The sequence below is a fragment of the Trichocoleus sp. DQ-A3 genome (assembly GCF_039961975.1).
Lineage (GTDB): Bacteria > Cyanobacteriota > Cyanobacteriia > Cyanobacteriales > FACHB-T130 > FACHB-T130.
On sequence record NZ_JAMPKC010000004.1, the window covers coordinates 409,041 to 435,197 of the forward strand.

Consider the following 26,157-nt stretch of genomic DNA (forward strand, 5'->3'; position numbering starts at 1 on the left):
AATCCTTGAGGACTGCTTTAATTAAGTTTAGATATTTCTTTCTTGAAACAGGTCGAAAAGTATTCGCTGGCTTTTATCCTCAACAATCAAAAATTTTATCAAATCTCCCTTTTAACCTTATTTTTTCGCTTTAGCATAATTTTCAAAAAACTTTGTATTTATTGGAACAAAATACTCGTAATGCTAAACGCCTATAACCTTTCACGAAGTAAACCATAAAAACTTATAATTAATAAAATTATTTTTTTAGTTTACTAAACTTATTAATATATTGTGGTTGTTGTCTTGTTTGAAAAAACGATCTAGTTTAAACAGAGGTACTCAGCCCTGGGCTTGGCAAATTAAACGAAGGCGCATTGCTGAATGCCGACAGCTAAACACATATCCAATTCTAGAAAATTTAAAAATCCTAAAATGTTTGACTTTCTTAATCCAATCCTAGGGCGTCATCCAGAACGTAACAAAGCCAACGTTGAAATCTATACTTGGCAAACTTGCCCCTTTTGCATCAGAGCCAAGATGTTGCTCTGGTGGAAGGGCGTCAACTTTACTGAGTATAAAATTGATGGTGATGAAGCAGCCAGAGCGAAGATGGCTGAACGTGCCAACGGGCGTCGAAGCGTGCCGCAGATTTTCATCAATGAGCAGCACATTGGTGGGAGCGATGACCTCTATCAACTGAATACAGGCGGACAATTAGACCCCCTACTGGCTCAACCCGCCGTTCAAGGCTAGAATCAGCCAATACAGGTGAATTTCGTTTATATAGTCGGTACGGGCACAAGCGCATGGCTATTGAAATTCCGCCACCGGAAATTGAGGACTCTGCTTACCTAGTTCACCGACAATGGATGATTCAAGCGCTGGAACTTGCCGAGAAGGCGGGTGATGCTGGAGAAGTACCAGTGGGAGCAGTAATTGTTAGTGCAGATAATAACTTGATTGCAGAGGGTGAAAATCGCAAAGAACGTGACAAAGACCCGACTGCCCACGCCGAAATTTTAGCTCTTAGAGCTGCTGGGCAAGCAATGCAGGACTGGCACCTTAACGAATGCACGCTCTACGTCACCTTAGAACCTTGCCCCATGTGCGCTGGTGCGATCGCGCTAGCACGTCTGCGACTTCTCGTTTACGGTGTGGACGATCCAAAAACTGGCGCGATTCGTACCGTTGCCAATATTCCAGATAGCGCTTGCTCTAACCACCGCTTGCCGGTCATAAGTGGTATCTTAGAGTCTGCCTGCCGCCAACATCTGCAATCTTGGTTTGCCCAGCGGCGCTTAAAAAGTCAAAAGTAAAAAGGCAAAAGGCAAAACAAAAAAATTGCTCTTATTTATGTTTACTTTTACTCTGCTAATGACAGCATGAGAACTGTCCTTCTACTAGAAGACAGATGCCGTAATCATACATAAGCTGGAATTATGGATGCTGTGAGAAGTTTTATTCGTGATGACTCAGCCCGACCCCTCTGAACAAACGATAGAGACACCAAAACCTGTCAAGGTAGTTCCTGTTACTTCCCGTGTTTTACCTTGGCTAGCTTCCTTAGGCTATAAGGTGACAAAATATCTTGTCATTCCCTTTTACTTTGGTAAAGCCGAAGTCACCGGACAAGAAAATATCCCCGCTACCGGGCCGGTGATCCTAGCTCCTACCCATCGCTCTCGCTGGGATGCGTTTGTCGTGCCTCATGCGGCTGGACAACCTGTGACGGGTCGTGACCTGCGGTTTATGGTGTCAGCGGATGAAATGAAAGGGTGGCAAGGCTGGTTTATCAGCCGCATGGGAGGGTTCCCAGTAGATACCCGAAATCCGGGAGTTGGCACTTTTCGTCATGGCGTCGAAGTTCTCCGCCAGGGAGAAGTGCTAGTCATCTTCCCGGAAGGCGGCATCTACCAGGATACGCAAGTTCACCCCCTCAAGACGGGTTTGGCGCGCATTGCCTTGCAAGTGGAATCCAGCCAACCAGAATTGGATGTCAAAATTGTGCCGATTAGCGTCCGTTACGGCAGCCCGGTGCCGCATTGGGGATGCGGTATCAAAGTTAACATTGGTGAGCCGATCTCAGTCGCGAATTATTGCAGCAATACGCCAAAACAAAGTGCGAAAAAACTAACCGCCGATTTAGAAGCGGCGCTTAAACAGATAGATGGATGCGAAGTAGAAGAGGCGGATACGCTCTCTACTGCTCCCCCTTTAAATGAAGTATCGGGCGCTCAGTCATCGTTTTAACCTTTCTATAGAAATTCTCATTCATTCGCAAACAAGAGCTTTTAGGGAATCAGTAATGGGAGACGGCTCATTACTCACGACCATTACCGCTATTTCTATCTATCCAGCAACATACTCTGATTGCCGATAAAAGACTGAGTAGGGGCACTGCTGTGCCCCTACTCAGATGCCCAAGGTTAATTCCCAGCTGTTCAAAGTTCCTGTATCCATCTGGGCATAATCCACGACCCACAACTGCCAGATGCCTGCTACGGGTTTGTTGAGAAGTTGCTGGAGTGCGGGTGTATTTTGCAGCGTGTAGGTGGCTTGCAATTGAGTTGTAGAACCCAGAGTGCGACCTTGCAACAGCACCGTAATTCCGTTAGGACTCCTCACGCTAACTTCGATATCCCCCAAAAACTGGTGTTGAATGTTGACGCTGACTTGGATATCTCGTAAGGGACTGGCGTAAGTTACGTTAATTGGGCTGGTAACGCCTTGGGAGTTGTAGTCGGGAATGGGGACGAGGTTGTCGTTGCGTCCGTGCAAGGCTTGCGAGGCTTGCGAAGGTTGGACGCGCTGCTGTTGAGCAGCTTGAACAGCTTTAAAAGCGTTGACTTTGCCATAGCCGAACCACTGAGAGAAACCGTTTGCATCGTAACTGCCCAATCGAAAAGTCAATTGGGGGTCGGGGTCGGGGTCAACGACTTTGTCAGCGGTTTGTTGCAGAATTTGCCTAACTTCTGTTGCAGTTAAATCGGGATTAGCTGACAGAATGAGGGCAGCGACACCTGCGACCACGGGACAAGCACTAGAGGTACCGCCAAAGTCACTGGTGAAGTTGCTGCTGTCGTAGCCAGCGGCTCCGAGTCGGTCAGTGGTAAAGATGCCCAATCCAGGCAGCAATGCTCTGACTTCGGGGGCGGTACTGACATAGCCGGTTTGTTCAAACCACATTCCCGGCGGGGCATTGTTACTGGGGGCACAGACAGAGACGTTGGTTCCCCAGTTACTGTAGGCAGATTTTTTGTTGAGGCTGGTACAAGCAGAAACTGCGATCGCATCTGGATGAACGGTGAAACCGCCTAGCCACTGGGTAGGGCCTTTTAGCAGGTTATTAGGCCATCCCTGCTCGTTAATCGTGCCACTGATGGGACGATTTGCATTCCCGGCAGCAAAGACGATGACGCAGCCTTTACCGTCTCGTCCTTGGGTCGCGGCACGAGTTAGGGCGGCGCGTTGCCGCAGAGACAGGGGAAAGTAGACGGCTGCTGGCCCCCAGCTACAGGAAATGACCGCAGCACCGTTGTTGGTAGCCCAGTCAAAGAGTTGTTCGATGGTTTCGTCATCCAGATAGCCGGTGGTGCGGAGGGGCATCAGGGCACAGCCTGGGGCAACTCCCACAATGCCGGTGCCGGTTTCTTCTGCGACTGCAAGCCCAGCACAGGCGGTTCCGTGGTTTTCATTGTCGTCTCCAGGTAGCGGCAAGAAGTCTTGTTCTTTGAAGTCTTTAGGAGCAACAATTTTGCCGGTTCCCTGAAAATCTGGGTGGTTGAGGTCGAAGCCATCATCTGCCACTGCGACAACGATGGAACGGATGCCTTTGGTGATATCCCAGGCTTTCTCAACCGAAATGTGAGAACCGGCTGCTATCTGAGATCCGCCAAGGTTGTTGAGATACCATTGCTTGGGATAGAGGGAATCTTTGGGTCGGTAGTGCTTTTCTTGTCGAACAACGATATTGGGTTCGGCGGTAAGTACCTCTTGTCGCCCCATTAAGCGGTTGGCAATTTTAATGGGATTTTCCCGTGCTTGCGGACTGACCTCGAAGACGAAGGTGTTGGGAATACCGCTAACGGGTCGCAGCAATTGTAAGCCAAATAATGATGCGATCGCTCTTTGGGTTTCTTCATCCACCGATGGGGCAAACTGAATAGTCACCTGATCCGTTAGGTAAACTAACGTTTGCGGATTCTCTTTAAGTTTATAGACATGACTGGCAAAGGCGACGTCCTCAGATTCTCTTGCCGCCTGCATGGCTTCGTCCCGTTGGGATGGGTCAACAATAAATTCTTGTAGGGGAGGAGTCATCCCGCTTCTACCGGGGATTTCCTGGTGTGCTTGGGCGGGAATGGTTTGCGCGAACTCCTCAGATGCAGCGTCGGAGGTAGCGGGGCGGACCGTGAAGCGATCGCTCACTTTCTCCAATGCCAGTTCTTCACCCCCCCGCTGTAAAATACGACCGACGCTTTCTTCTGGCACACTAGCCGCAGATTGGTCATTGCTCATTGGTAAACAGCTAAGTTTTAATTTTTTATTTTTATTCTCTATAGCAATTCTATTCTTTTTGTAACATCATAGTTTCTCTTGATTCTTCCTTTCTGTTTTATCAATATTGTATTTTTAATCCCAATGAAATTTTTAGATTTCTTGACAATTATTGCAAATTACTTTATTGTCTGCTAACAAGTTTTACTAAAATCAAAAAATCGGTAGTTCAACTAAAAAACAGGTGATTTTAGATTCGCTTTCCACTTTAATTGTTCCTCCTAAATAAGCTACCATTTTTTGAACCAATGCCAGTCCTAGACCAGTTCCGCCATGCTTCCACGGGTCATTACTTGGAATGCGGTAGAACTTATCAAAGATTCGGGGAATTTCATCTGTAGGAATTTCGATTCCAGAATTAGTCACTTCGAGCTGAAGCTTTTCTGATTTAGCATGGACAGCTACCTTAATTTTTTCTCCTTGCGGAGTATATTTACAAGCATTATTCAGCAGCTCGGTGAGGATGCGTGCTAAACAGAATGGATCGGAGATTAGAATCGGCAGTTCTTCGGGAATCTCTACTTGTAAGATTTGCTTGTGTTTGTGGGTTCGCTGTTCAAAAGGTTCTACGATATGGGGAATCCAGTCTTGTAGATGAATCGCTGTTTTTTCTAAAGGATGCGCCTCTGCATTGAGTTGCTGTAAGTGGAGTAGATCGTTAATCAGATTAATCTCTCGGTCACACTCATTATTTAACAGCTCAAAATAGCAATAACCTGGGTGTCTCTCCGCACTTTTATTAGCGATTTCATCCCGCCAATTGCAGGTTTCTTCCATAATCACTTCCAACATCTGAATTGCCATTTTCATGTTGGATACGGGGGTGCGTAACTCATGAGAAACCGTACTCAAAAAATCATCTTTGAGAAAATTGAGTTTTTCTAATTCCTCAACTTGAGCCAGTGAAGCTTGGTAAAGTCGGGCTTGGCGAATTGCGATCGCGCATTGATTAGCAACCTGCTGTAATAAGCGAATCTCTAGTTCGTTAAAAATATATTCCCGATCGTTTAATAACCACAGATCGCCCAAAACCCCTTGGTCATCAAAAATCGGACAAGCCAAAACTGAAAATTCACCGGAAACCGGCTGAATTGGGTTAGGGCCTATTTTGCAAAATTGTAAATGCTTTCCTTGCAATAGTTGGGAGTAAATCGCCGGATTACTTGCCATTTGGATTTCGCTTCCCTCAGATGAAGGCATGGAAAGCGTGTACTCATAGCAAACCGTGGAAGTAGCCCCATTAATGTCATATAACGCCGTATCGCAGTATGTAACTCCCAGCACTTGTGCTAATTCTTGCACGGCTGTTTGCAAAATTTGGCTCTCATCAAGGCTGTCACGCACTTTATCAGTAATTCGTTTGAGCATCGCTTCAAATTTGAGAGCTTGCTGCAACTGGCTGGTGCGTTCCTGTACCTGGTGTTCGAGGTTTGTGTTGAGCCGCTGCACCTGTTGGTAAAGTTCAGATTGTTGAATCGCGATCGCTACCTGAATTGCCAACGAACTGAGAAAATCAATCTCCCACGGTTGCCAGTGCCGAGGTTGCGAACAGTGATGAGCAATCAACAGCCCCCACAACTGAGTGCTATCCGTGCTAGGGGCTATTTGGGAACTGAGCGAAGGTTCCTCCCGGCTCGCCGGTTCCCTTTCCTCAGCCCTGTTTTGCAAGATGGGCACTACCAAATTAGCTTTGACTTGAAACTGAGACATTAAATCGATGTAACACTGTTTCAAGCCAGCGTTGTAAATATCCTCCGTAGCTCGGATACGTCCCTGTTTGTAAGGCTTGACATAGTTTTCGGCAAAGCATGGATCTACAATGGTTTTCCCTAAGATAGGAGTCCAGCGCTCATCTACAGATTCCACCTCCACCATGCCACTCCAATTTGGATTGAAGCGATAAATCACCACTCTATCGGTCTGAAGAAATTGCCGCACCTCGCTGGCTGTAGTATTGAGAATTTCCTCTAGATTCAGAGATTGGCGGATGCGCTCCAGCATCGCTCCCATTAGCCGTTGTCGCTGATTTTGCTGTCGTAATTCTTCCGCTGCTCGACTCGCTTGGAGGAGACGACGCATCCGTTGGCGCAGCACTGCCCAGTGAACCGGCTTAGTCACGTAATCGGTAGCACCTGCCTCAAACGCCTGATTGACAGATTCTCGGTCATCAAGACTGGTAATGATTAAAACAGGTGTGCGATCGCCTTGAGGAAGTGATTTTAACTGGCGACAACAACTAAAGCCATCCAGAATCGGCATCAACGCATCTAGCAACACAATATCTGGATGTAGGCTGATGTAAGCAGCTAAGCCTTCCTCTCCATCACTTGCCTCTGCCACTGTGTAGCCTTCGTGTTCAATCATGGCGCGCAGCTGCATCCGTGTGAATTTGTCATCGTCAACAATCAGGACGAGGTAGGAATCTGGTTCGGTGCAAGTAATATTCATTGCTGACTTGATTGTGCTTCCATCTGCAAAGCCGTTTTCACTTTTTCATACTCTGTTTCAATCTGTACAACAATTTTGGATGCACCCGCAATTTCTCCAGTCCGGCTCATCGCTTCTAGCTGTTTACACAAAGTAGCCAGTTGTACTGCCCCAAGAGCGGCACTGCTGGCTTTCAAAGTATGAGATGCTTGCCTGAGCGCGATCGCATCTTGGTTACTCACTGCTGTCTCCATTGCTTGCAGCAGTTTGGGAGCATCTTCTAAATAGCAATGAATCAATTGAGTCAATAAATTTGAGGCTTTCCCTCCCACTGTTTTAGCAAATGCTTCCAGGATCTTCGCATCAATAGGAGTACTGAATGATAATGTTACATCGCTACCCTGTCCGCACTCAGTATTCAGTGAAGTAGTGGCTTCGCCCTCTCTTTTTTTGACTTCCCCAATCCCCGACTTCCCTGCACCTTTGTACCCCTGCACCTCAGTGCCCTTGTACCTCAGCAAAGCCTGAACTAACTCTTCCTTCCGGAGCGGCTTGCTGATATAGTCGTCCATGCCAGCTTCCAGACACGTTTCGCGATCGCCTTGCATGACATTCGCCGTCATAGCAATAATCCAAGGTTTTGCGCTCCCATCGGTTGCCAATTCTTTTTGGCAGATGTTACGACTCGTCTCTAAACCGTCCATTTCTGGCATCTGCACATCCAGCAGCAGCAGATCGTAGGGTTGACCCCGCAAAGATTCCAGCACTTCTAACCCATTGTTAACAACATCGGCTCGATATCCCAACTGTTGAAGTATGTGCAAAGCAACCTTCTGGTTCACCCGATTATCTTCGGCGACAAGAATTCGGAGGGGAAGACTTTCGGCAAAGGGGAGCTGAAACTCAGGGAAAGTAAAGGGTGCGCGATGCACCTTGATCGGCTCTCGTACCAACAGATCGCTCAAGGTATTGTAAAGCTGAGATTGTTTAATCGGCTTATTCAGGAAGGTTGCAAATTTTACTCGATCTAACTGTTTCCCCCCCGGTTCCTTGCCAAACGTTGTCAACATCACCACGGGTAATGCTTGAGCGTTCGGTAAGGAGCGAATTTCTGTCGCTAGGCTCAAGGCGTCCATCCCTAAAATTTGCCTATCGAGAATCACCATATCAAAACGCTCTCCTTGCCGAAGCCAGTTTAACGCCTGGGCACCCGATTCAGTTGCCTTCGGCATCATTCCCCAAGATTGCGTTTGCAAAATCAAAATCTGGCGGCTAGTAACGTTGGCATCCACAATTAATAGCCGTTTTCCAGCTAACTGCGGCTGGACAGCATCGAGTTCAACAAGTGGACAGCCAGGAAAATCTCGGACGACGATCGTGAAATAAAAGGTGGAGCCGCGTCCCACTTCGCTTTCAACCCACATCTGACCCGCCATCATTTCACTCAAGCGTTTGCTAATCACCAGTCCCAAGCCGGTTCCCCCATATTGACGGGCGGTAGAGGCATCAACCTGGCTAAACGACTTAAATAAACGATTGATTCGGTCTGAAGGAATCCCAATTCCGGTATCTTTGACGGAAAATTGGATTTCGTAATAGGTTTTAGGGAATGAATCAGGGGCAATGGATGATTGGTTTTCTGGCCGGTGACTAATTGCTGACTCCTGATTAACCATTACTTCTGTTGCTGTTACAGAAACCACGACTTCTCCAGCAGAAGTAAATTTAATTGCATTACTTAGCAAGTTCACCAGAATTTGGCGCAGTCTGATTTCATCTCCTAGCACGATGCTAGGTGTTCCTGTCTCAATTCGGTAAGCAAGTTCTAAGCCTTTTTCAAAAGCATGAGGAGCCAGTAAATCTAAGGCAGCTTCAATGCAATCTAACAAATTTAAAGGTTGTTCTTCTAATTCCAGCTTGCCAGACTCGATTTTTGAAAAGTCGAGAATGTCATTAATAATTTTCAGTAAGGAATCGCCACTGCTACTGATAATCTCGACAAACTTTCGTTGCTGGAACGTTAGTTCTGTATCCAATAGCAAGCTTGCCATCCCGATGACTCCGTTCATCGGAGTGCGGATTTCATGGCTCATCATCGCCAGAAATTCGCTTTTAGATCGCGTTGCTTCCAGTGCTGCCATCCGTAGAGCGACTTCAGCTTGTACGGCTTTTTGAGCGGAGAGTCGCAGTTCCAATTCATCAATGACGATGGCGGCTAAGTCTTTGAGAGTTGCCTTTTCTGCTTCGGTCACTTGACGGGGTTGAGAGTCGATTACACAAATAGTGCCTAAGTTGAAACCATCGCGTGTCTGCAAGGGAGCCGCCGCGTAAAAGCGAAGTCCAAATTCCCCAGATACTAAGGAATTTGCTAATGTCCGGGGGTCTACTTCGGCATTCAGAACGGTGTAAACGTCTTCTTGCAAAATCGCACTGGCACACAGTCCAGGTTCGCGTTCAATTTGCTGAACTTCTAGCCCATGATGGGATTTAAACCAGATCCGGTCGTGGTCAACGATGCTAATAATGGAAATCGGGACATTAAAAAACCGGGCAGCTAGAGCTGTAATTCGGTCGAAGGCTCCATCTGGAGGTGTGTCAAGAATGTCGTAGCGACGCACTGCGGCGAGTCGGTCAGCTTCGTTATCGGGAATCATTGTTATATCAACTATCAATGGATTGTCTGGCTGACATACCTGGGGGTAGACACCACTTTCATCCTTCTCTACATTCTTGCGGTTATGTCAATTTATAATTTTTGTTTTTAGAATTGCTCGGAAACTAGCAACCCAGCCCATGCTAATTCCTGTTTGAGGGCTTTGAGTTGCTGTTGATCCACAAGTAGCGCGTCTGAGCCTAGCGTTAAATTGCAGGGGGGTTGGAATGTTGCGCGAGTAGAGATCGCTTTAAAAACGACTGCATTGGGACACCATAGTACAACTACTTTAGCAAGTTCCACGATCGCTATTTTCCACTTCTCTGCCCAGGGGAGTAAAGGATAAATAAAGTGTGTTTCCGGGTATACAACCGTCAGTAACAAAATAGCGATCGCTCTTTTGTTGTGCCAACCGAATCTGAAGCCAAGTTCGGCAATGCTTTGTTAAAGTTGGTTACAGATTGCTGAAATAGCCACTCGTCCTGAAAAACTATCCAATGACTATTAGCAAAAACTTCTACATCTCAAAAGAAGATTACCTAGAGGGAGAGCGAGTCAGCCCTATCAAACATGAGTATAGGCGAGGGCAAGTCTATGCAATGGTAGGGGCAAAGAAGCCTCATATTATTATTGCTGGCAACTTAGTTACTTTGTTCAATAATCACCTTGAACACGCCCCCTGCATTGTTCTTTCTTCAGATATTAAAGTCAGGCTTGAGTCAGCAGACTGCTATTACTATCCCGATGTTGCAGTAACTTGCGATGAGCGGGATACAAACTCTACAGACGACTTCATCCTCTATCCCATTTTGGTCATTGAAGTGCTATCTCCCTCAACAGCAGCTTTTGACAGAGGAGAGAAATTTGCTGACTATCAAACGTCGCCATCTTTACGAGAATATGTGTTAATTCATCAATCTCAGATAAGCGTCGAGTGTTTTCGCCTTTCCGATTCAGGCGATTGGGTTTCTCAAATTTACCGCCAAGGAGATGAAGTTTACTTCGCAAGTATCGATTTTCGCTGCGATATTGCTTCCATCTATCGAAAAGTCCCTGGACTTCAGAATGCTAATGCGTGAACATGAGAGCGATCGCTCTTTGGTCAAACCAACGGCATCGAAAAGAAGTTCCACAATCCTCTGTTGAAGCTAGGGTACAATTTGCCAAAATAGGTGCGAAAGCAAGGGGGGTGCTTTTCCAGGAATAACTATAACTATTCCTGCCTTGGCCCATTGTCCAAATTCCGAGCATTGTCAAAGTGTTCAATAAAAGCTGCAACAGTTAAAGGATTATCAATTCGCACCCCTAACTCTCGCTCACGGCTTTTAGCATCTGAGGCTAGAATGTTATGGCTGCCTACCATAATAAATGAATGGTCACACACCAAATATTTTTCATGAGTTCCTAATAGTTTTAATCTAAACTTCCCCCGATAGTTATGTTCTAATTTCTCTAGAGTAGGAAGAGCGCTGTATCCATCCCAGTGGCGGTGTTTTTCTTTTGCTACTGAAATAAACTCCGAACGGCTCATTTTTTTGGGTTGACTAGGAAATATATCACTTAGGTGGCCCCAACCTATATCAATCAAACCGCCTCCTTCAAGGATTCTAGTAAACTTCTGCAACACTTGAAAATCGATACCATACTGCGTGAGCCAAGGACTAACAATAATTATCCGCTCTTTAGTCTTGTCTAAAGCTTCCATTAAGAGGGTACGACTAGCGACACGGTCAATTACCAACTGAATAATTCCCTTCTGCTTGATGCCGTGCAGTTCAATATTATCTAACTTAGTGTTTTTTAAGTTAGCTCCACTTAAGTTTACATCAGTTAAATCTGCATTACTTAAATCAGTTCCTGATAAATTTGCGTTGCTTAAATCGGCGTTCCTTAAATTAGCTGAGTTGATTTTGGAGTTAGTTATATTAGACCAATCTAGTTTAACTCCAAGTAAATCCGCTTCACTGAGGTTTGAACCGCTTAGGTAAGCCCCACTCAGATTAGCATTTCTTAGGTTAGCATTTCTTAGGTTAGCGTTTCTTAGGTTGGCAAAATTGAGCCTTTCAAATTTTGCCATATTCAGATTTTCCCTTTTCAAGTTTGGAATACTCGATTTATCAAAATATATTTCACATAAATCTTCAGTAATACTTAAGTCAGCATTTCTTAAGTTGGCATTACTCAGGTTAGTATTTTCTAAGCTAACGCCAATTAAGTGAGCAGATGTCAGATCAGCATTACTCAGGTTGGCTCCATCTAAGTTGGCAAAACTCAGATCAGCATTACTCAAATTGACACCTTCTAAATTGAGTCGAGCTAAATAGGCATCACTCAGATTGGCACTTTCAAGGTTGACTTTAGTAAGATTTGTGTCTTTCAATTTAGCATAAGTGAGATTAGCACCAGTAAGGTCTGCACCACTTAAATTAGCATTGCTTAGGTTGACATTGCTTAAATTTGCAAATTTTAAACAAGCATTACTCAAGTTGACATTACTCAAATTTGCACTATTCAAGTTACATCCATTTAAAACAGCTTCCTTTAAGTCACAACCACTCAAATCTGCATGCAACAAATAAGCATTAATCAACGTGCCACGTCGTAATCTGGTACGTTGAAGCTTTGCATAGGCTAGGTTAGCCAAACTCAAGTCAGCATTCCACATATCTGCTTCGCTTAGGTTGGCACAACGCAGATTTGCACCTATAAAAATAATGCGTCGTAATTTACTTTTACTTAAATTAATGTGGCGCAGCCTAGCACCATAGAAATCTCGTTTTCCTGCTGCGTAAAGCTCTAGAATTTCGCTACAATTCATTAGGTTTTGGAAGCTAATTTTTTATAGATGCACTGACGTTGAATTTTTTATAAAAGTAGCTTTTTAATAGTATAGACATAGAGAATTCCCAATTAAGTTAGATTGTTCCTCATTTGTCATAAAAATGATGGTGCAGTTATCATAGGCTCTGAGGCTCCAAAGCTGTTTAAAGAAATGAGAAGCGATAATGCAAAATAGGGAACATCTCGATCTACTTCGTCAAAAAGATGTGTCCGCGTGGAATCAGTGGAGAAAAGAATATCCTCACATAGAACCGGATCTCATGGGAGCCAACCTGATGGGAATGAACCTCAGTAGGGCTAATTTTAGCAGAGCTAACCTCAGTCAGGCGTTCCTTGGTGGGGCAAGCCCAGAAGCAAGCCTAAGCACGGCAAATTTCAGCGAGGCGAACCTCCGTAATGCTCATCTGAACCAAGCCAACCTAACTGGGGCAGACCTGACTGGGGCAGACCTGACTGGAGCAGACCTGACTGGGGCAGACCTTGAAAATATTTCTTGGGATCAGAGTACGAAATGGAAGAATGTAAAAGGGTTTGAGACAGTCAAAAATATGTCAAAAGCCTTAAAACAAAAGCTAGGGATAGGGTAGAAGCCGCCTACTTGAAGGTGGCACTGTAGGCGATCGCATTCTTTCCCTCTAACTCCATTTTTCCAAAACCGAAACAGCACGGGAAGCGATTGCTCCTGTCTTAGTCAGGGTAGTTAGTCCTACAGCAATACTTAATCAGTTATACATATTTCTGCCCGTCTCATTGAGCAGTTGTTTTGATTAAGTTGAGGCTATAGTCATACAAGTATAAAAATAGTTTTGAGCATGACCACACAAACCTGTCCCATTTGCAAAACTGAGGTGACTCCTTCTCTTCGATACCCGGAATACATTTGTAGTGACTGTCGCAGTAAAGCGACAGATATTAATGGCAGAAAACTGCATTTTTACAATAGTTCCATGTCAGGTGGATACATCGCATATTATGCAGACAGCAACGACGAAGAAGAATACAAAAGCCACTTCTGCTATATAGATGGAATCAAATGCAGAGCTGACGAAGGAAGGGTTGGGGGTATAGTGATTGAAGTATATTCAGGCTAAGAACCTAATTGCAGAAATCGCTGCCTCACACCTTTTCCTTTTGTGGCGATGTGATGCCGCGCTTAGTCAAATTTTCTTCGAGTTCTCTAATAAATTCAAAGTCCTCCTCCGGCAAAGGCTGACTTCCACCCCCCAAGAAACCCTCACCGATAGAAGACTTCTTCTTCAGGAAAGCGAACGCCCGCCGGAACTGATCGGGAGTTGCCTCAATCGGCGCATCAAAGTGGCAGGGAATAATTCGCTGGAAATTCCAGCTTGCCACCTCGTCCGCCCAATCAAGGACTGCTTGAGGCGCTTGGGTTAAAATGAACGATTGCAGAATCGGTGCCACGAACGGGCGACCGCCCCCTCGCAGCGCCTCAAAGGACTGCTGCCACTGATCCTTCCATTTAAAGGGAAACCAACCGAAATACGCCTTCTTTGACCGATCCGGTGCTTTCAGGGCATCGCGCAAAGCCTGCCTCTGCCCGCTCATTTCCAAGGCACTAGGACGTAGGTACAGAGCAAACAGCGCAATGCGCTGCCATCCCTTGCGACGATTTGCCTCAGTATCTTCAACCCGCTCTAAGGCGCTCTCTCTGGCGTGGAACAGCAAGGGATATGGGTCAACTTGGACAATCTCTGGCGGAGACTCTGGCACCGAAAGTACCGAATCTGTCAGCAGCAGTGTGCGCGATCGCTTGTGCAATAAAGCAACTTCTTCAAAGGACCCTCGCCCCAAGTCGATGCTCAGCACCGCATAATTAAAATCCTCAGCAAAGGGCGCATCCTTACTATTCTCCGGAAGTACGTGAGTCCGTTTGCTAGGGAAACCAAGCCAACTCAGCGGCAGATTCACCGGGAAGCTCCATTGGTTCTCCGTCACAAATACCTGTGCTACAGGAAAGCGTCTGGCAAACGGCCCCACGAAAACTTTGTGTTCTAAGCCAGAAGCGGTTGGCAGGATGATGTACTTAACGTCGCCGTATTTCGCTTCTAACTCCTGAACCAGCCGGATACACTCTTTGGTCGCTGCAACTGGGGCATAGACGAGAAGACCTCCTTCTGAGAGCTTAACGACGGTCATGCGAATCGGTACGACAGTGTAGAGGATGCCCTGCATCTGGTCAAAAGTCCAGATCGTGTCCTTCACGACTTCTTTGCGGATTGTCCGCCGCCGACTGTATGGGTAGAGTGGTACAGTCAGCCAGAAAGGCCATGACCAATCCCCAGGTTTGATACTCAAACTATCTTGTCCCTGTCCAAACAATGCCTTCAATAGGTGTATCTGGTGTGCCTTTTTTAGCGGTTCTATCCACTCCACGACCCCTTCCCCTTCTTCATGAATGCTGACGCCCGTGTTTGCCGAATTTCTAGCTGCTGGAGGAAAGCAAATTTTTGACTCAATAACTTATTTTTATCTAAAATCCAGACCCGCATGACAATTAGACTTTAAACAAACGCTCGTTTTCTACCCTATTAGGATCAATCCTTCCCAGATAAAGCAGACCTAACCCCCTCACAAGGGTAGGTTTTTTAGAGGATCAAGGAGTGGGAAAGTGGAGGAGTGGGAGAAAGCCGATTTTTCCGTTGATGATTCATCCCCTTGTCCCCTTTGCCCTTAAAAAAGGTTTACAGCAAATTACCCCGACTTTGCCACCGTGAGGACAACAACGCGGCTGTCTACATTGAGAACTTGGACTCCTGGGAATAAAGTAGTCATCGGCACCTTCCAATGGGAGTGACCGCAAATGACTAACAACTCGTTCGCTGTGGCAAGTTCAGCGCGAATTGACTGATTTCCGATGAGTTTCGCGTCTGGATCGTTGGGACCTTCGTGCAAAATTAGGATATCTGGTAACTCCTTGAGCAGTTGGCGAATAGCTTGATGAAAATCCTTTTCTGAACGACGCCAAAGTTTAGTCGGTTTGCCGATAATCCCTGAGATACCAGCAATGCGGAATCCATCAACCACAGCGATTTCACCATCTAAGTAGCGGATACCTCGCCCTTTTTTAAAGGTTTGAATTTCCTCTGGCGTGTTTCCCAAAATGTCATGGTTTCCTGCAACTCCAGCAACCCAGCGAAAACGATGACTGAAAGATTGCCAGACTTCGCGGACATCTCCCTCACCCCCACGCTTATCGCTTCGTGCGTAAAGATCGCCTGCCAAGATAATGCCTGTTTTCTGTGGGGATGGAATTCGTTCCAGGTTCGCTAAAGTTTCTAATTCTTCTGCGACACGATGACCGAGAAGGCGTCCATCTGTGGGATTGATACCCTGTAAATCACTAGCGATGATGATGGCGTCTAAGCCAGGTGGAAGTGAGTCAGCTTCTGCCGATAAAATCGGTAAAACTTGCTCAACCACATGGAGATGACCTGCCGCAGCAGCGGTAATAAAGGGGATTTCATGAATGGGTTGGTCGGAAATAGAAGCAATCCGCATAGGGCTTAAGGGTAGCGTTTGCCTTGAAAAGACGTTGTCATCTTGACGCCAGTTCAACTGCGAAATTGCTGCTATTCCTGGCACTGACCAATTGGGAGCAAGATGTAGGTTTATATCAAACCTACATTATTTAAACGTTTTATAAAAGCAGGGCGTCTACTGTATTGCTCCTGAATTTGGTTTAGGCGTGTCCGAAAAGCTAGCTTTTGGTTTTTATGGAGTGCTAAATCTTGGCAGCTTTAAAAGTAACTTCATCGCCTCATCATAAGCTTGCGCCTGAGAACTTTCTAGCAGCCGTTTGACATCTTTCTAAGCATCGGCTTCCCGTTTAGCTAACGCCTCTAACGCTTTGATATGTCTTACCTCGGCTTCTTGCCTTTGCCTAATCGTTTCCTATTTCTCTTGTTCTTCTGCCGCTTTAAATAACTGCTTGATAGTCTTTTGTGGCTGGCTTCCGAGTTAAGCCACAAGAATTAGTTCAGATAATTTATTGTTAATTTTAAGGGAAAGATTCGCTTCTTCTTGAGCAAGCCGCAGCAAAAAGATAATAGATGATGCGATCGCTATCGCTGCATCAACACGTTCAATATCCTGTTCGTGTACAAGATATTGAGGTGCTGGGAAATCGCTACAGATTGACGCCGATCGCGCGATCGCTCAATCACCTGTATTTAAACCAAAAATAGCGGATCGACCCTTAGCGGAACTCCTAGCGCCAGATGAACGGGGACGGTGGTTTCAACCAGCAGGGACAAGATGCAAGTTGACGGGACAAGGCTACAAATCCAATTGAAATCCTTGACTCCGCCCAAATTCGCAGTCCTTTATCAGATTAGATGGAATTGCTCTAGGGATATTTGAGCTTTTGCGCGTAAAATTTCCACCCTTATTTTTTATATTATTAAAGAATATTCGGAAACTTTTTTATAGTTTTGTCAATCTAAACAGGGCATGACTTTGGGAATTTATCAGCGGCTGGTCTTAAACTTGGTGAGTCCGACAATGTTAAGATACCCAAAGTTTGTCATCGTTCTGTTTTCAGCCCCCCAATAGGGTTATTTTATGGTATCTTCTGGAACTGCTCGACGCCTCGGTTTTACCTGCCTTGCTGGCCTACCTTTGACAGTGTCTTTGGCTCTGCTACAACCCGTGCAGGCTCAGAACCAAATGCCTGCTTTACCAGAAGACACCAGTCAAACACAACCAGACTTAACCGATCCCAACAATCTCCGCCCGATCGATCCGGACAGTGGCTTATTGAGTATGGCCGGAGGGAACCGTTTGCTGAGTGAGGCAGATAGTGCTGTATCTTCGCAAAACTATACTCTAGCGGCTAAGAAGCTCCAAGAGGCTCGTCAGGTTTTCAACCAGTTGTCCAATTTCTATCAACAACTGGGTTCTAGTTTTTCGGGAATTGATAATCGAGTTTACGAGAGCCAACGCCGCAAGGCTGTAGAAGCTGCTCAACTTCGAGATCGGGCAACTTATCAGCTAGCGCTGGTACATCGCGCGCAAAATCAGCCAGATTTGGCAGTACCTTTGTTAATACAGATTGTTCGCAGTCAGCAGCCGACACGGGATCTCGGCAAGAAAGCTTATCAGCAGCTGCTAGAAATTGGATTTATCGATTCTCCTGATTCTGCACCGGCTAATTCTTCGAGCGATCGCTCCAATTCATCTTCCTCTGCACCTAAACGGTAGATTAGAATTAGCAACTTGAAGTGATACGGGAGTTTAAATGGTTAGCCCAGATCAGGTAGAGGCGATGATCAAAGCCAAAATGCCAGATGCCCAGATTCAAGTTCAGGATCTGACTGGCGGTGGCGACCATTACCAAGTGACAGTGGTTTCGTCGCAGTTTGAAGGCAAAAGGCTTGTACAACAGCACCAACTGGTTTACGGTGCAGTGCAGCAAGCGATGGCTACAGAGGCGATTCATGCTCTAGCACTGAAAACCTATACTCCCCAAGATTGGGAGGCTGCTACCAAGCGAGGTTGAACCTGAATAAAAATTGCGTTCTCGCGCACTGGCATTACACTAGAAAATAGAGGCATTCCAAGCAGAACTATGACGCCAGAACTAAAAGAGCGGATTGACAGCTTGCTCAAAGAGCATAAGATTGTGGTCTTTATGAAGGGCAATAAGCTGATGCCCCAGTGTGGTTTTTCTAACAATGTGGTACAAATTCTGAATACTTTGGGCGTACCCTACCACACGATTGATATTTTGGACGACTGGGAAATCCGGCAGGGAATTAAGGAATATTCTAATTGGCCTACCATTCCCCAAGTTTACGTTGATGGTCAGTTTGTTGGCGGCTCAGACATTCTGATTGAACTGTATCAAAAGGGCGAATTGCAGGAAATGGTTGAAGTTGCCTTAGCTTCCTAAAGCTTTGGGATACGAACTGAAAATTCCCTCCTGGTTCTTCAAATTAAGAATCCAGGAGGGAATTTTTACTGGGTTTAGGATAACTTGCGACTAAATTTAAAAGCTCATTCAAAAGCTGTGCAGCCTAAATCATCCTAAATAAAATTATTGACTGGACTAGGACGTAAACGATACTAAGGGCGATCGCTCTTTTTTCAAATTTTTCCTTATCGGCTGTATAGAAATTCCGAAGCTGCTGAACGTCAAAGATAAACAGCACCCGGAAGATCGCTGTTGTCTACCCAAACCCGATCCCTGTGGGCAATTTAACCACATTATCCACAGGCAACGATGGCAAGGCTGATGCTGATAGCCTCAGCTTGACCAAAGCAGCTAACCCGAACTAATAATAGTCCGATTTAGGTTGAGTCTGGGTCATGTCAAAGTTGGATGGATCGTAAATGTAACGGGTAACTTCTTCTTCTAAGCGGTGGATGAGAAAGGGTTCCAGAACGTTAGAATGACGCATAGCTGCGAGATAGCCATCTAAAAACAGCCGCAAATCATCGAAACGATAACCCCGATTCCACATTTCGACGAGGGCGTCGGTGAGTCTTTGGTAGTAGCGGATGGTTTGAGAGTCCTGTAGCATGGTCGGAAGTATCAGGTTTGAATTAGAAGTATAAGGGGTGAAGTCGCAAGAAGGAAACTTTCGCTCTAAGCGGTTAGCTTTGATTCTGGCAACTCATTAAGGGCGCTAGGCGCTAGAAAACGCAAGCGTACTTCGGGTTTGCTTCAGTTAAGGCTAGTGTCTTAACCAGAACTACAGCGGTTTGGAGTTGCGGTGCGGAAACCGAAAACGAATGCACCCCAGTTTGGTGATGAGAGAACGCTTGGTTGTGTTCCTTGAAAATTAAGGGAATAAAACCAAAACTCATCCTTCCGGGAGCAGCGAGTTGCGCGATCGCTCTCACTTTAGTTTCATCGTAGAAAACTTGATCCCCAACGTCATGCCCCTGCCGAGCGATTTGTGCCATCTTTTCTAGCAAGCACTTGAATTTAGTCGTTAGCTGGTTTAAACCGCCGGTTGACAAAGACTGTCTCTGTACTAAGCAGAATTTTAAGCTTTTGTCAATAAAATTCCGGTTTTTTAACCACATTTCCGATTACCAGGATAGAGGTGCCTGTTGTCCCGTGCCTGGTATATCCAAAACGCGATTTGTCTCATGCCTTTTGCCTCACGCATGCCTTGTGCCTCACTCAGTGGGTTTCTAGTAGGAAAGACATCCTGCTTGCTTTAGCTAGGTATACTAATTTGGTCATCGGAAGCTTTTGGCATGGCATCGTTCAGTAAACTTGACTAAACGTTACCCTTCGTTAACTTTCATTTTACTGACTGCTTGGTGAAATGGCAGCTTTGACTTCAGACTCGCCCTAAATCTGTAATATTTCTTTTAAAGTATTAAAAATATAAAACAAAAGTTTGACTTTTAATAGAATTTTTTTAACTTTTAACTTTTAATTTTTAATTGTATAGCCTAGACCCCTCGTAGCCCTGGTTACAGAATCCTGACATAAGCTTTGTTAAGCTAAATCTCACCAGCTTGAAGGGAAGCATGCCACCGTGGGATCGATTTGCATTCAGATCATCGAGGGGAACCCGCACCTGCGATCGCTACTGGGCTGGCACTTACAGCAAGCAAGCTACTGGGTGTGTCAATCCGCTGGCGTTCATCAAGGTAGAGAAACGTTTTATACTCGCCAACCCGCACTCGTAATCCTTGATTCCGACCTGCCAGATGGCGATGGAATTGAATTTTGCCGATGGCTTCATCAACAAGGACAGGTACTCATCTTGATGCTGTCCGCCCGCAGTATGGAAGCCGATATTGTTGCTGGGTTAAAAGCAGGAGCCGACGACTATTTGACCAAGCCATTTGGGATGCAAGAATTTATGGCGCGGGTTGAGGCGTTAGTTCGCCGCGTTCGCGTCACAGCCGCACCGATATCCCTAGATTATGGCGACCTAAAAATAGACTTAGTGCAGCGCCGCGTCCGCTTCAAAGAAGAATTCATTGAGCTGACGCCCCAAGAGTTCAGCCTGCTTTACGTTCTGGCACAGGCTGGAGGAGTGGCGCTGAGCCGTTCCGAACTGCTGCGCCGTGCTTGGCCTGACGCTATCGATAATCCACGCACCATTGATACTCATGTCCTCTCACTACGCAAGAAGATTGAGACCGATCCTCGACAACCCAGCATGATTCAAACTGTCCGCAACGTGGGCTATCGGTTCAATCCAGAGATTCTTAAGGGGGCGGAACCAGTTGCCTCAATCATTGATAACGATTCCAAACCGCTCTCTGCTCATGCTACCCCTAGCATGGTAGGCGGACAAAATCGCCACCGCTAAGCTCGGATGCGGATAGATTATTGCCACCCGCCTCAAATCCAAGGCACTTCAGTTGTTGGGTAGATTTTCGGGCGAGGTTCCGGGATTCCCTGACTCTGGCGGATCGCTTCTTGACGACGAGCGATCGCCCACTGGCGTTGTCGCCACATCAAAAAGCCAGTGATAAATAGAACGGTGGGTGTCAAGCCAACGAACACATACAAAATCCGCATTCCTAGCCCACCATAAATCCCAATGTGCAAAGTAAACAGCTCATTCATAATCCGGGTTCCTAAAGGTACTGTCAGCGCATTTTCCACCCGCAAGACCTTCCCGCTGTACTGGTCGAGATAGACACGGCTACGACCATCTGGGCGGATTTCCTGGGGCAATTTCTTCGTGACCCTGACGATTCCATCCGGTTTACTAGCAAGAGAAATGAAGGTGGTTTTGCCTTCTGGCAACGCCGCATCAGCTTTGGGCAAAATTTCTTTGAGTGTCAAAGGTGACTTGCCCACTTGAGGTGTGGACGTTAAGGGAGTAGGTTGTGGCATCTGTGTTAGCCAGTAGATTGCTGGTTCGGTTTCCGCGTGAAAAATCATTGCGGCTCCTGTGGAAGCAATCAGGAGCAGAAACACAGCAGACACGATACCCCCGACCTTATGGAGGTCATAGTTGACCAGCTGCCAGGGAGCTTGCCACCTGATCTGGAAGCCGGAAAGGAGCCTTCTCCAACCAGACCATAAAATCATCCCAGAGACGCTCAGCAGCAACAGCAACAAGCCACAAATCCCAACGACTTTCTCGCCAACCTTGCCAGCGAGGAGAGAGAAGTGGATGTCATACACGAAAGTCATCAACGTGCGTCCCCACTGTTGTGTGCCGAGGATCGCTCCAGTGTAGGGGTTAACGTAAGCGTAGATAAACTCATCCTTCTTTGATTCCATCCCCACCGTGTATACCGAGTCTGGCTTTCGCGGCAGATCGATATAAGACAGCGTCAAGTCTGGATAGGCTGAGCGGACGATCTGTAAAGCTGAATCTGGGGATATGCGATCGCGCAGGCTCTCAGAAGCCGATTCGCCTTGCAGAGCAACCTGATGTAAATGGGAATTGAGAGCGCGATCGATCTCTTCGTGAAAGACTAAAGCGCTTCCCGTCAATCCGATTACAAGTATCAGAAGACCGAATATTACACCCACATAGCGGTGCAGTATCAATGCAAGTTTGCGTAATTTCATCAGCAAGACTTCCTTTGAATTTTGTCTTCTGGCTTCCTCAGGGCGGGTTTAATCTAATACTTTTCAGTAAGGCTAGTTCCTCTCAAATAGAGCTGAACAAATAGAGAAACATAGTCCCCCTCAAAAAAGGCGGTTGGGAGGATCTCCGAGCAATGAAACTTACTCATCGAAAAGTATTGAGCTTTAACCAGAATGGCGTTGAGGATACCAGATTAACCGCTTAGCCAGAGCCTAAAACATCAAAATTCCACCCCAAATGTCCCCAACAAAGTTAAAGGCGCTCCGGGGTAAACTAAGAAGCCCTGAGAATCGTAATATTTGATATCAAAGAGATTCTTGATATTCAGAGCAGCGCGGTAATTGTTCCGCCGATAGAAGATAGCGGCATCAGTTCTCAAATACGAAGGGATTTCGATGGTATTTGGAAGCTCCGCTTCCCGCGCCCCCACGAAATATACTCCAGCTCCAAAACCTAACCCTTGCAAAGCACCTCTTTGGAATTCATAAGTCATCCACAAGCTAGCGCTATTATTTGGCGCGTTAACCAATTCGTCCCCTTCAGGAATGCTCTCATCTTTGCTAACAAAAGCATCCATATGGGCATAAGATGCAATAACATTCCAACCGGGTGTAATTTCTCCCCTCACGTCCAATTCAATGCCCCGACTCTTCACTTCTCCCGCTGCAATCGAGAAGTCAGTATCATTGGGATCTGTCGTGGCAACGTTTGTCTTGGTTATCTGGTAGGCTGCCAGCGTCGTAGACAATCTTCCATCTAAGAATTCGCCTTTAATTCCGGCTTCGTATTGGGTACCTCTTTCAGGTTCTATTAGCTGTCCGTTCGACGTAAAAGCAAAAATATTTGGTCGAAAAGAGCGGCTGTAACTGGCATAGAGTGAAATCGGTTCTATCGGCTGATAAACAATTCCAACACGGGGTGAAAAGGCTTCAAAGTAACGGCTGGATTTTTCAGCTTCGCTTCCATTCAAAGCGTCTGAAACATCTTCGATGTCAAGATCGACCGAATCAAATCGACCGCCAATCAATAATTTCAGATTTGGCAACAATGTTATCTGGTCTTGTACATAGATACCTAACGTATTAGTGTTTTCTTCTCTGCCAAAGGCGTCACCGAAACTGTTTGGACGAGGAAACCCGTAAACTGGATTGTAAATATCAATTGAAGGAAAAGACGCTCTGCGTAATGTGTAGCCATTTCTAATTTTACTTAACTCAAGCCCAATGAGAAGTTGATGATTAATCGAGCCAGTATTAAATTTGCCTACCAAGTCTGTTTGCAGAGAATAATCTTCTCTGTTTTCATCAGAGTCATTATATCTTCGTCGTAAGGTGCGTCCATCTCCCTCTAATTGGAAGGTACGTGCTTGGACATTTTTACGCTCTGTATCAACGATTTGAGCTGAAAAAGCATTCCGGAGCCGCCAATTTTCGCTAAAACGGTGATCCAGAACATAACTAGCTTTATGGCTTCTATGGTTGTAACTGTCGTTGGGTTCTCCTAAATAACGACTAATGGGAAGATCAAACATCGCAGTTAGCGGTGGAAAGGCTCGGTCGAAAGTTCGATCGAGATCCAGGTACTCATACTCCAGGGTTAAGGTAGTTTTATCGGTAATCTTGAAGCTTAAGACAGGTGCAACCACGAAAAGCTCGCTGTCTACGAAATCTCTAAAACTACCTGAATTCTCATAGGCAACATTCAATCGATACAATACATTTTTGTCAGGATCGAGGGGGCCAGAAATATCTATCGATGGGCGATAGAAGTCGTAACTTCCAGCCGTAAATGAAGCGGCATAATAAGGTTCGCTCAGCGGTTGCTTGGTGATGTAATTCACAACACCACCCGGTTCAATCTGACCATAAAGCACCGAAGCTGGCCCTTTGAGAACTTCGACTCGTTCGATGTTGGCGACATCCGTTAATGAGTAAAAACCGCCATCGCTGAAACCATTTCTCAGGTTACTGGAGATGGCAAATCCCCGGATGGTGTAGTTATCAGTAGCGCCTCCATAACCCTCGCTTCGCACAACGCCACTGACGTTGCGTGCGGCTTCTGTGATTCTTACGACTTGTTGATCTTCAATCACCTGCTGAGGGACAACCTGAATCGACTGAGGAACGTCGCGCAAGGGTGTATCGGTTCGCGTGGCGGTTGTGGCGTCGATGACTCTATATCCGCCTTCTTGCTGACCCGTCACTACTATTTCAATTTCTTCTGGCTCTTCAACTGAAGCATCTGTATCTGGTTGGGTTTCGTCACCAGGTTCAGCCTCTGAAGGGGTCTGGGGCGACTCAGAAGGCTCAAAGTCAGTCGTCTCTGGCGTTTGGTTAGGAGGGGAAGCCTCTGCTGTTTCGGAGGCGGTTGTTAAGCTGAGTACCACTCCTTGCGGACTCGGCACGACCTCTGCGACTGGTAGTTCTGCGACGCCTTTGATCGTTACCCGAACACTGTTGCCATACAAGCGGTTTACGGTTAAAGAAGTTATGCCGAAAGCTGGGTTGTCCTGAGTAAACGTATCCCCTTCTGGAAGGCTTAGCTGGGCGTTAAGCAGGTCAATGAGCAGGGTTTGGTCATAGCTGGATGTGACCACTTGGGGCGCTGCTCCATTTGTCGTCTGCAAAATCACTTGCAAGCCGTCGGGTGTTGAGTTGAGTTGCACACCTGTTACTACGATATCAGCCCGTACTGGCTGAGCCACTGTCATGACAACTGAGCCTGCGAGCAACAAGCCAGGAAGTAATTGCTGTAGTTTCATTCCGTTTCCACACACCTAATTTATGCACCCAGGTCTTGGTTAACAAGCCTGATTTTTATTGCAAGTAATTATCATTAGTGTGGTTAAGATAAAACGACGCCTGTGCAAAAGTCAAGTGGAAAAATTTAGAGGCATCGCCTAAGAGAAAGATTGACAAATGGCTAGTTTTGGGCATTTGTTCTTCAGTAATTGGCTCAAGCTTAACTTCTTTAAACATTGGTTAAAGAAGTTAAGCAAGCGAATAATTGACAAAACCTCATAAAAGTGTTTTCTCTAATTAAGAAAGTTATTCAAGAAAGGCGAATTTAATCCACCAGCAGGCTGGTTTAGAGTGGAGAACGATTGCTTTTCGCTTTGTTAATAGATCCGATGGCTACAAAATATTGAGTCCTAGAGAAATCACGAGGGCGATCGCAGCCAATCTCTACACGCGCCAACTCTACACGCGCCAACTCTACACGCGAAACTAGAGTGTCTGAAAAATCAGCGAAAAAACCCTAACACACTTAGTGACTCCTGAAGCGCGACTCCTGAAGCGGCGGCGCAGGTCAAAAATCTATCACATCAAATTCAAAAAAACGCTGAGAGGCTGAGCGTCGCTCAGCCTCTCGATTCAGGCTATGGCTGAAGTTTTTTGATCAGCGCCAGTGCTTCTTTGGACTCATCTGGCTTGCCTTGCGTAGCAAAGAGTTCAGAGGCTTTCTGAAGGTCTTCAATCGCTTTATTATCTTCCTCTAGCTGAGCATAAGCGATTCCTCGCTGATAGTAAGCTTCTGCTTGATCGGGCTTCAGTTTGATAACTTCGCTGTAATCAGCGATCGCTCCGGCGTCGTCTTCTAACTCAGTCCGAGCTAGTCCTCGATTCAAATAAGCTTCATCATCCTTGGGATCGAGTTGCAACACTTTGCTGTAATCAGCGATCGCTTTCTCGTAGTCCTCTAGCTCAACAAGAGCTACGGCTCGGTTATAGTAAGCTTCCGTATCATTGGGATTTACTTCTAGCACCTTCGACAACAGATCGACGGCTGCCTTGTAGTCTCCCGCATCAAGTTTGTCCAAACCCTGTTGGAGCAGCGCCTCAGGATTCCCTTGGAGGCGGGGACTGCTGGGAGCAGGTGGTTTAATTTGAGGACTGGTAGACGCAGGCGGTTTAATTTGAGGACTGGTAGGAGCAGACGGTTTAATTTGGGGACTAGTAGGAGCGGGGGATGGTTTGATTTGAGGACTGGTAGGAGTGGGGGATGGTTTAGTTTGGGCACGAACTACAGGGTTCACTCCACCCACTCCGATAACAACTCCTAGAATTGCGATCGCTGTCTTGATGTTCATAAATCTACTTAGTGACGAGTGATTGGGTATTCAACAATCAGTTCAAGAGTCTATACCCACTCTGGTTG

Annotated in this window: 22 protein-coding genes; 10 read left to right on the forward strand and 12 right to left on the reverse strand. The window is 46.1% G+C overall.

Going from position 1 to position 26,157, the window contains the following annotated elements; all coding sequences use genetic code 11:
* Window positions 1-414 precede the first annotated feature (414 nt).
* The 3 genes from grxC (at window position 415) to NDI44_RS10590 (ending at window position 2,232) form a co-directional block, all read left to right on the forward strand.
* Window positions 415-735: a glutaredoxin 3 gene (gene grxC, locus NDI44_RS10580; protein WP_190415551.1), complete on the forward strand. Its 321-nt coding sequence runs from the start codon at window positions 415-417 to the stop codon at window positions 733-735.
* 53 nt (window positions 736-788) lie between these two features.
* On the forward strand, window positions 789-1,298 hold the full coding sequence (tadA, locus tag NDI44_RS10585) for a tRNA adenosine(34) deaminase TadA (RefSeq protein ID WP_190415552.1): 510 nt from the start codon (window positions 789-791) through the stop codon (window positions 1,296-1,298).
* A gap of 151 nt (window positions 1,299-1,449) precedes the next feature.
* A complete protein-coding gene (locus NDI44_RS10590; RefSeq protein WP_190415554.1) occupies window positions 1,450-2,232 on the forward strand; it encodes a 1-acyl-sn-glycerol-3-phosphate acyltransferase in 783 nt (260 codons plus the stop codon).
* 162 nt (window positions 2,233-2,394) lie between these two features.
* On the opposite strand, the gene NDI44_RS10595 is transcribed toward NDI44_RS10590, so the two are convergent.
* From NDI44_RS10595 to NDI44_RS10610, 4 genes are all read right to left on the reverse strand, one after another.
* A complete protein-coding gene (locus tag NDI44_RS10595) occupies window positions 2,395-4,500 on the reverse strand; it encodes a S8 family serine peptidase (protein WP_190415556.1) in 2,106 nt (701 codons plus the stop codon).
* Between the two features lie 192 nt (window positions 4,501-4,692).
* On the reverse strand, window positions 4,693-6,987 hold the full coding sequence (locus NDI44_RS10600) for a GAF domain-containing protein (RefSeq protein ID WP_190415562.1): 2,295 nt from the start codon (window positions 6,985-6,987) through the stop codon (window positions 4,693-4,695).
* Complete coding sequence (locus tag NDI44_RS10605; protein WP_190415564.1) at window positions 6,984-9,620, reverse strand: response regulator; 2,637 nt, start codon at window positions 9,618-9,620, stop codon at window positions 6,984-6,986. The genes NDI44_RS10600 and NDI44_RS10605 overlap by 4 nt, the downstream gene beginning before the upstream one ends.
* A gap of 107 nt (window positions 9,621-9,727) precedes the next feature.
* Window positions 9,728-10,003, reverse strand: a complete 276-nt coding sequence (locus tag NDI44_RS10610) for a hypothetical protein (protein ID WP_348235273.1) — start codon at window positions 10,001-10,003, stop codon at window positions 9,728-9,730.
* A gap of 113 nt (window positions 10,004-10,116) precedes the next feature.
* Between NDI44_RS10610 and NDI44_RS10615 the strand changes: the two genes are divergently transcribed.
* Window positions 10,117-10,698 carry a Uma2 family endonuclease gene (locus tag NDI44_RS10615; protein ID WP_190415568.1) on the forward strand — a complete coding sequence of 194 codons (582 nt, stop codon included), beginning with the start codon at window positions 10,117-10,119 and terminating at the stop codon, window positions 10,696-10,698.
* Between the two features lie 134 nt (window positions 10,699-10,832).
* On the opposite strand, the gene NDI44_RS10620 is transcribed toward NDI44_RS10615, so the two are convergent.
* Window positions 10,833-12,437 carry a pentapeptide repeat-containing protein gene (locus tag NDI44_RS10620; RefSeq protein WP_190415570.1) on the reverse strand — a complete coding sequence of 535 codons (1,605 nt, stop codon included), beginning with the start codon at window positions 12,435-12,437 and terminating at the stop codon, window positions 10,833-10,835.
* 187 nt (window positions 12,438-12,624) lie between these two features.
* Between NDI44_RS10620 and NDI44_RS10625 the strand changes: the two genes are divergently transcribed.
* Entirely contained in the window at window positions 12,625-13,047 is a 423-nt protein-coding gene (locus NDI44_RS10625; RefSeq protein WP_190415572.1) for a pentapeptide repeat-containing protein, read from the forward strand.
* Between the two features lie 529 nt (window positions 13,048-13,576).
* On the opposite strand, the gene NDI44_RS10630 is transcribed toward NDI44_RS10625, so the two are convergent.
* Complete coding sequence (locus tag NDI44_RS10630) at window positions 13,577-14,809, reverse strand: DUF4336 domain-containing protein (protein WP_347276917.1); 1,233 nt, start codon at window positions 14,807-14,809, stop codon at window positions 13,577-13,579.
* A 363-nt stretch (window positions 14,810-15,172) separates the two neighbouring features.
* Window positions 15,173-16,036 carry a metallophosphoesterase gene (locus NDI44_RS10635; protein ID WP_339380818.1) on the reverse strand — a complete coding sequence of 288 codons (864 nt, stop codon included), beginning with the start codon at window positions 16,034-16,036 and terminating at the stop codon, window positions 15,173-15,175.
* A gap of 494 nt (window positions 16,037-16,530) precedes the next feature.
* On the opposite strand from NDI44_RS10635, the gene NDI44_RS10640 reads away from it, so the two are divergent.
* The 4 genes from NDI44_RS10640 to grxD all read left to right on the forward strand — a co-directional run bounded on the left by NDI44_RS10640 (window position 16,531) and on the right by grxD (window position 18,371).
* Entirely contained in the window at window positions 16,531-16,665 is a 135-nt protein-coding gene (locus tag NDI44_RS10640; RefSeq protein ID WP_277877689.1) for a hypothetical protein, read from the forward strand.
* A 376-nt stretch (window positions 16,666-17,041) separates the two neighbouring features.
* Window positions 17,042-17,680 (forward strand): hypothetical protein, encoded by a 639-nt coding sequence (locus NDI44_RS10645; RefSeq protein WP_199292123.1) that lies wholly within the window; start codon window positions 17,042-17,044, stop codon window positions 17,678-17,680.
* Window positions 17,681-17,717: 37 nt separating this feature from the next.
* Window positions 17,718-17,978 carry a BolA family transcriptional regulator gene (locus NDI44_RS10650; RefSeq protein WP_190415578.1) on the forward strand — a complete coding sequence of 87 codons (261 nt, stop codon included), beginning with the start codon at window positions 17,718-17,720 and terminating at the stop codon, window positions 17,976-17,978.
* A gap of 69 nt (window positions 17,979-18,047) precedes the next feature.
* A complete protein-coding gene (gene grxD / locus NDI44_RS10655) occupies window positions 18,048-18,371 on the forward strand; it encodes a Grx4 family monothiol glutaredoxin (RefSeq protein ID WP_190415580.1) in 324 nt (107 codons plus the stop codon).
* A gap of 382 nt (window positions 18,372-18,753) precedes the next feature.
* Here the strand turns inward: grxD and NDI44_RS10660 are convergent, their stop codons facing one another.
* Together NDI44_RS10660 and NDI44_RS10665 are read right to left on the reverse strand one after the other, a co-directional pair.
* Complete coding sequence (locus NDI44_RS10660; protein WP_190415582.1) at window positions 18,754-19,002, reverse strand: DUF6761 family protein; 249 nt, start codon at window positions 19,000-19,002, stop codon at window positions 18,754-18,756.
* 112 nt (window positions 19,003-19,114) lie between these two features.
* The gene (locus NDI44_RS10665; protein WP_339380819.1) at window positions 19,115-19,510 is read right to left on the reverse strand and encodes a hypothetical protein; all 396 of its coding nucleotides are present in this window, start codon (window positions 19,508-19,510) and stop codon (window positions 19,115-19,117) included.
* Between the two features lie 464 nt (window positions 19,511-19,974).
* On the opposite strand from NDI44_RS10665, the gene NDI44_RS10670 reads away from it, so the two are divergent.
* The gene (locus tag NDI44_RS10670; protein WP_190415586.1) at window positions 19,975-20,760 is read left to right on the forward strand and encodes a winged helix-turn-helix domain-containing protein; all 786 of its coding nucleotides are present in this window, start codon (window positions 19,975-19,977) and stop codon (window positions 20,758-20,760) included.
* Window positions 20,761-20,792: 32 nt separating this feature from the next.
* Here NDI44_RS10670 and NDI44_RS10675 read toward each other — a convergent pair whose 3' ends face one another.
* The 3 genes from NDI44_RS10675 to NDI44_RS10685 form a co-directional block, all read right to left on the reverse strand.
* Window positions 20,793-21,980: a PepSY-associated TM helix domain-containing protein gene (locus NDI44_RS10675; RefSeq protein ID WP_190415588.1), complete on the reverse strand. Its 1,188-nt coding sequence runs from the start codon at window positions 21,978-21,980 to the stop codon at window positions 20,793-20,795.
* Window positions 21,981-22,219: 239 nt separating this feature from the next.
* Window positions 22,220-24,760, reverse strand: coding sequence for a TonB-dependent siderophore receptor (locus NDI44_RS10680; protein ID WP_190415590.1), 2,541 nt, complete (start codon window positions 24,758-24,760; stop codon window positions 22,220-22,222).
* A 618-nt stretch (window positions 24,761-25,378) separates the two neighbouring features.
* Window positions 25,379-26,089, reverse strand: a complete 711-nt coding sequence (locus NDI44_RS10685) for a tetratricopeptide repeat protein (protein WP_190415592.1) — start codon at window positions 26,087-26,089, stop codon at window positions 25,379-25,381.
* Between the last annotated feature and the right edge of the window lie 68 nt (window positions 26,090-26,157).

Bases quoted from the DNA above. Each gene is read 5' to 3' on its own strand.
- NDI44_RS10680 (WP_190415590.1), bottom strand. From the start codon at position 24,760: ATGAAACTACAGCAATTACTTCCTGGCTTGTTGCTCGCAGGCTCAGTT.
- grxD (WP_190415580.1), top strand. From the start codon at position 18,048: ATGACGCCAGAACTAAAAGAGCGGATTGACAGCTTGCTCAAAGAGCAT.
- NDI44_RS10595 (WP_190415556.1), bottom strand. From the start codon at position 4,500: ATGAGCAATGACCAATCTGCGGCTAGTGTGCCAGAAGAAAGCGTCGGT.
- grxC (WP_190415551.1), top strand. From the start codon at position 415: ATGTTTGACTTTCTTAATCCAATCCTAGGGCGTCATCCAGAACGTAAC.
- NDI44_RS10590 (WP_190415554.1), top strand. From the start codon at position 1,450: ATGACTCAGCCCGACCCCTCTGAACAAACGATAGAGACACCAAAACCT.
- NDI44_RS10665 (WP_339380819.1), bottom strand. From the start codon at position 19,510: ATGTGGTTAAAAAACCGGAATTTTATTGACAAAAGCTTAAAATTCTGC.
- NDI44_RS10605 (WP_190415564.1), bottom strand. From the start codon at position 9,620: ATGATTCCCGATAACGAAGCTGACCGACTCGCCGCAGTGCGTCGCTAC.
- NDI44_RS10625 (WP_190415572.1), top strand. From the start codon at position 12,625: ATGCAAAATAGGGAACATCTCGATCTACTTCGTCAAAAAGATGTGTCC.
- NDI44_RS10615 (WP_190415568.1), top strand. From the start codon at position 10,117: ATGACTATTAGCAAAAACTTCTACATCTCAAAAGAAGATTACCTAGAG.
- NDI44_RS10620 (WP_190415570.1), bottom strand. From the start codon at position 12,437: ATGAATTGTAGCGAAATTCTAGAGCTTTACGCAGCAGGAAAACGAGAT.
- NDI44_RS10660 (WP_190415582.1), bottom strand. From the start codon at position 19,002: ATGCTACAGGACTCTCAAACCATCCGCTACTACCAAAGACTCACCGAC.
- NDI44_RS10685 (WP_190415592.1), bottom strand. From the start codon at position 26,089: ATGAACATCAAGACAGCGATCGCAATTCTAGGAGTTGTTATCGGAGTG.
- NDI44_RS10645 (WP_199292123.1), top strand. From the start codon at position 17,042: ATGGTATCTTCTGGAACTGCTCGACGCCTCGGTTTTACCTGCCTTGCT.
- NDI44_RS10650 (WP_190415578.1), top strand. From the start codon at position 17,718: ATGGTTAGCCCAGATCAGGTAGAGGCGATGATCAAAGCCAAAATGCCA.
- NDI44_RS10640 (WP_277877689.1), top strand. From the start codon at position 16,531: ATGATGCGATCGCTATCGCTGCATCAACACGTTCAATATCCTGTTCGT.
- NDI44_RS10600 (WP_190415562.1), bottom strand. From the start codon at position 6,987: ATGAATATTACTTGCACCGAACCAGATTCCTACCTCGTCCTGATTGTT.
- tadA (WP_190415552.1), top strand. From the start codon at position 789: ATGGCTATTGAAATTCCGCCACCGGAAATTGAGGACTCTGCTTACCTA.
- NDI44_RS10675 (WP_190415588.1), bottom strand. From the start codon at position 21,980: ATGAAATTACGCAAACTTGCATTGATACTGCACCGCTATGTGGGTGTA.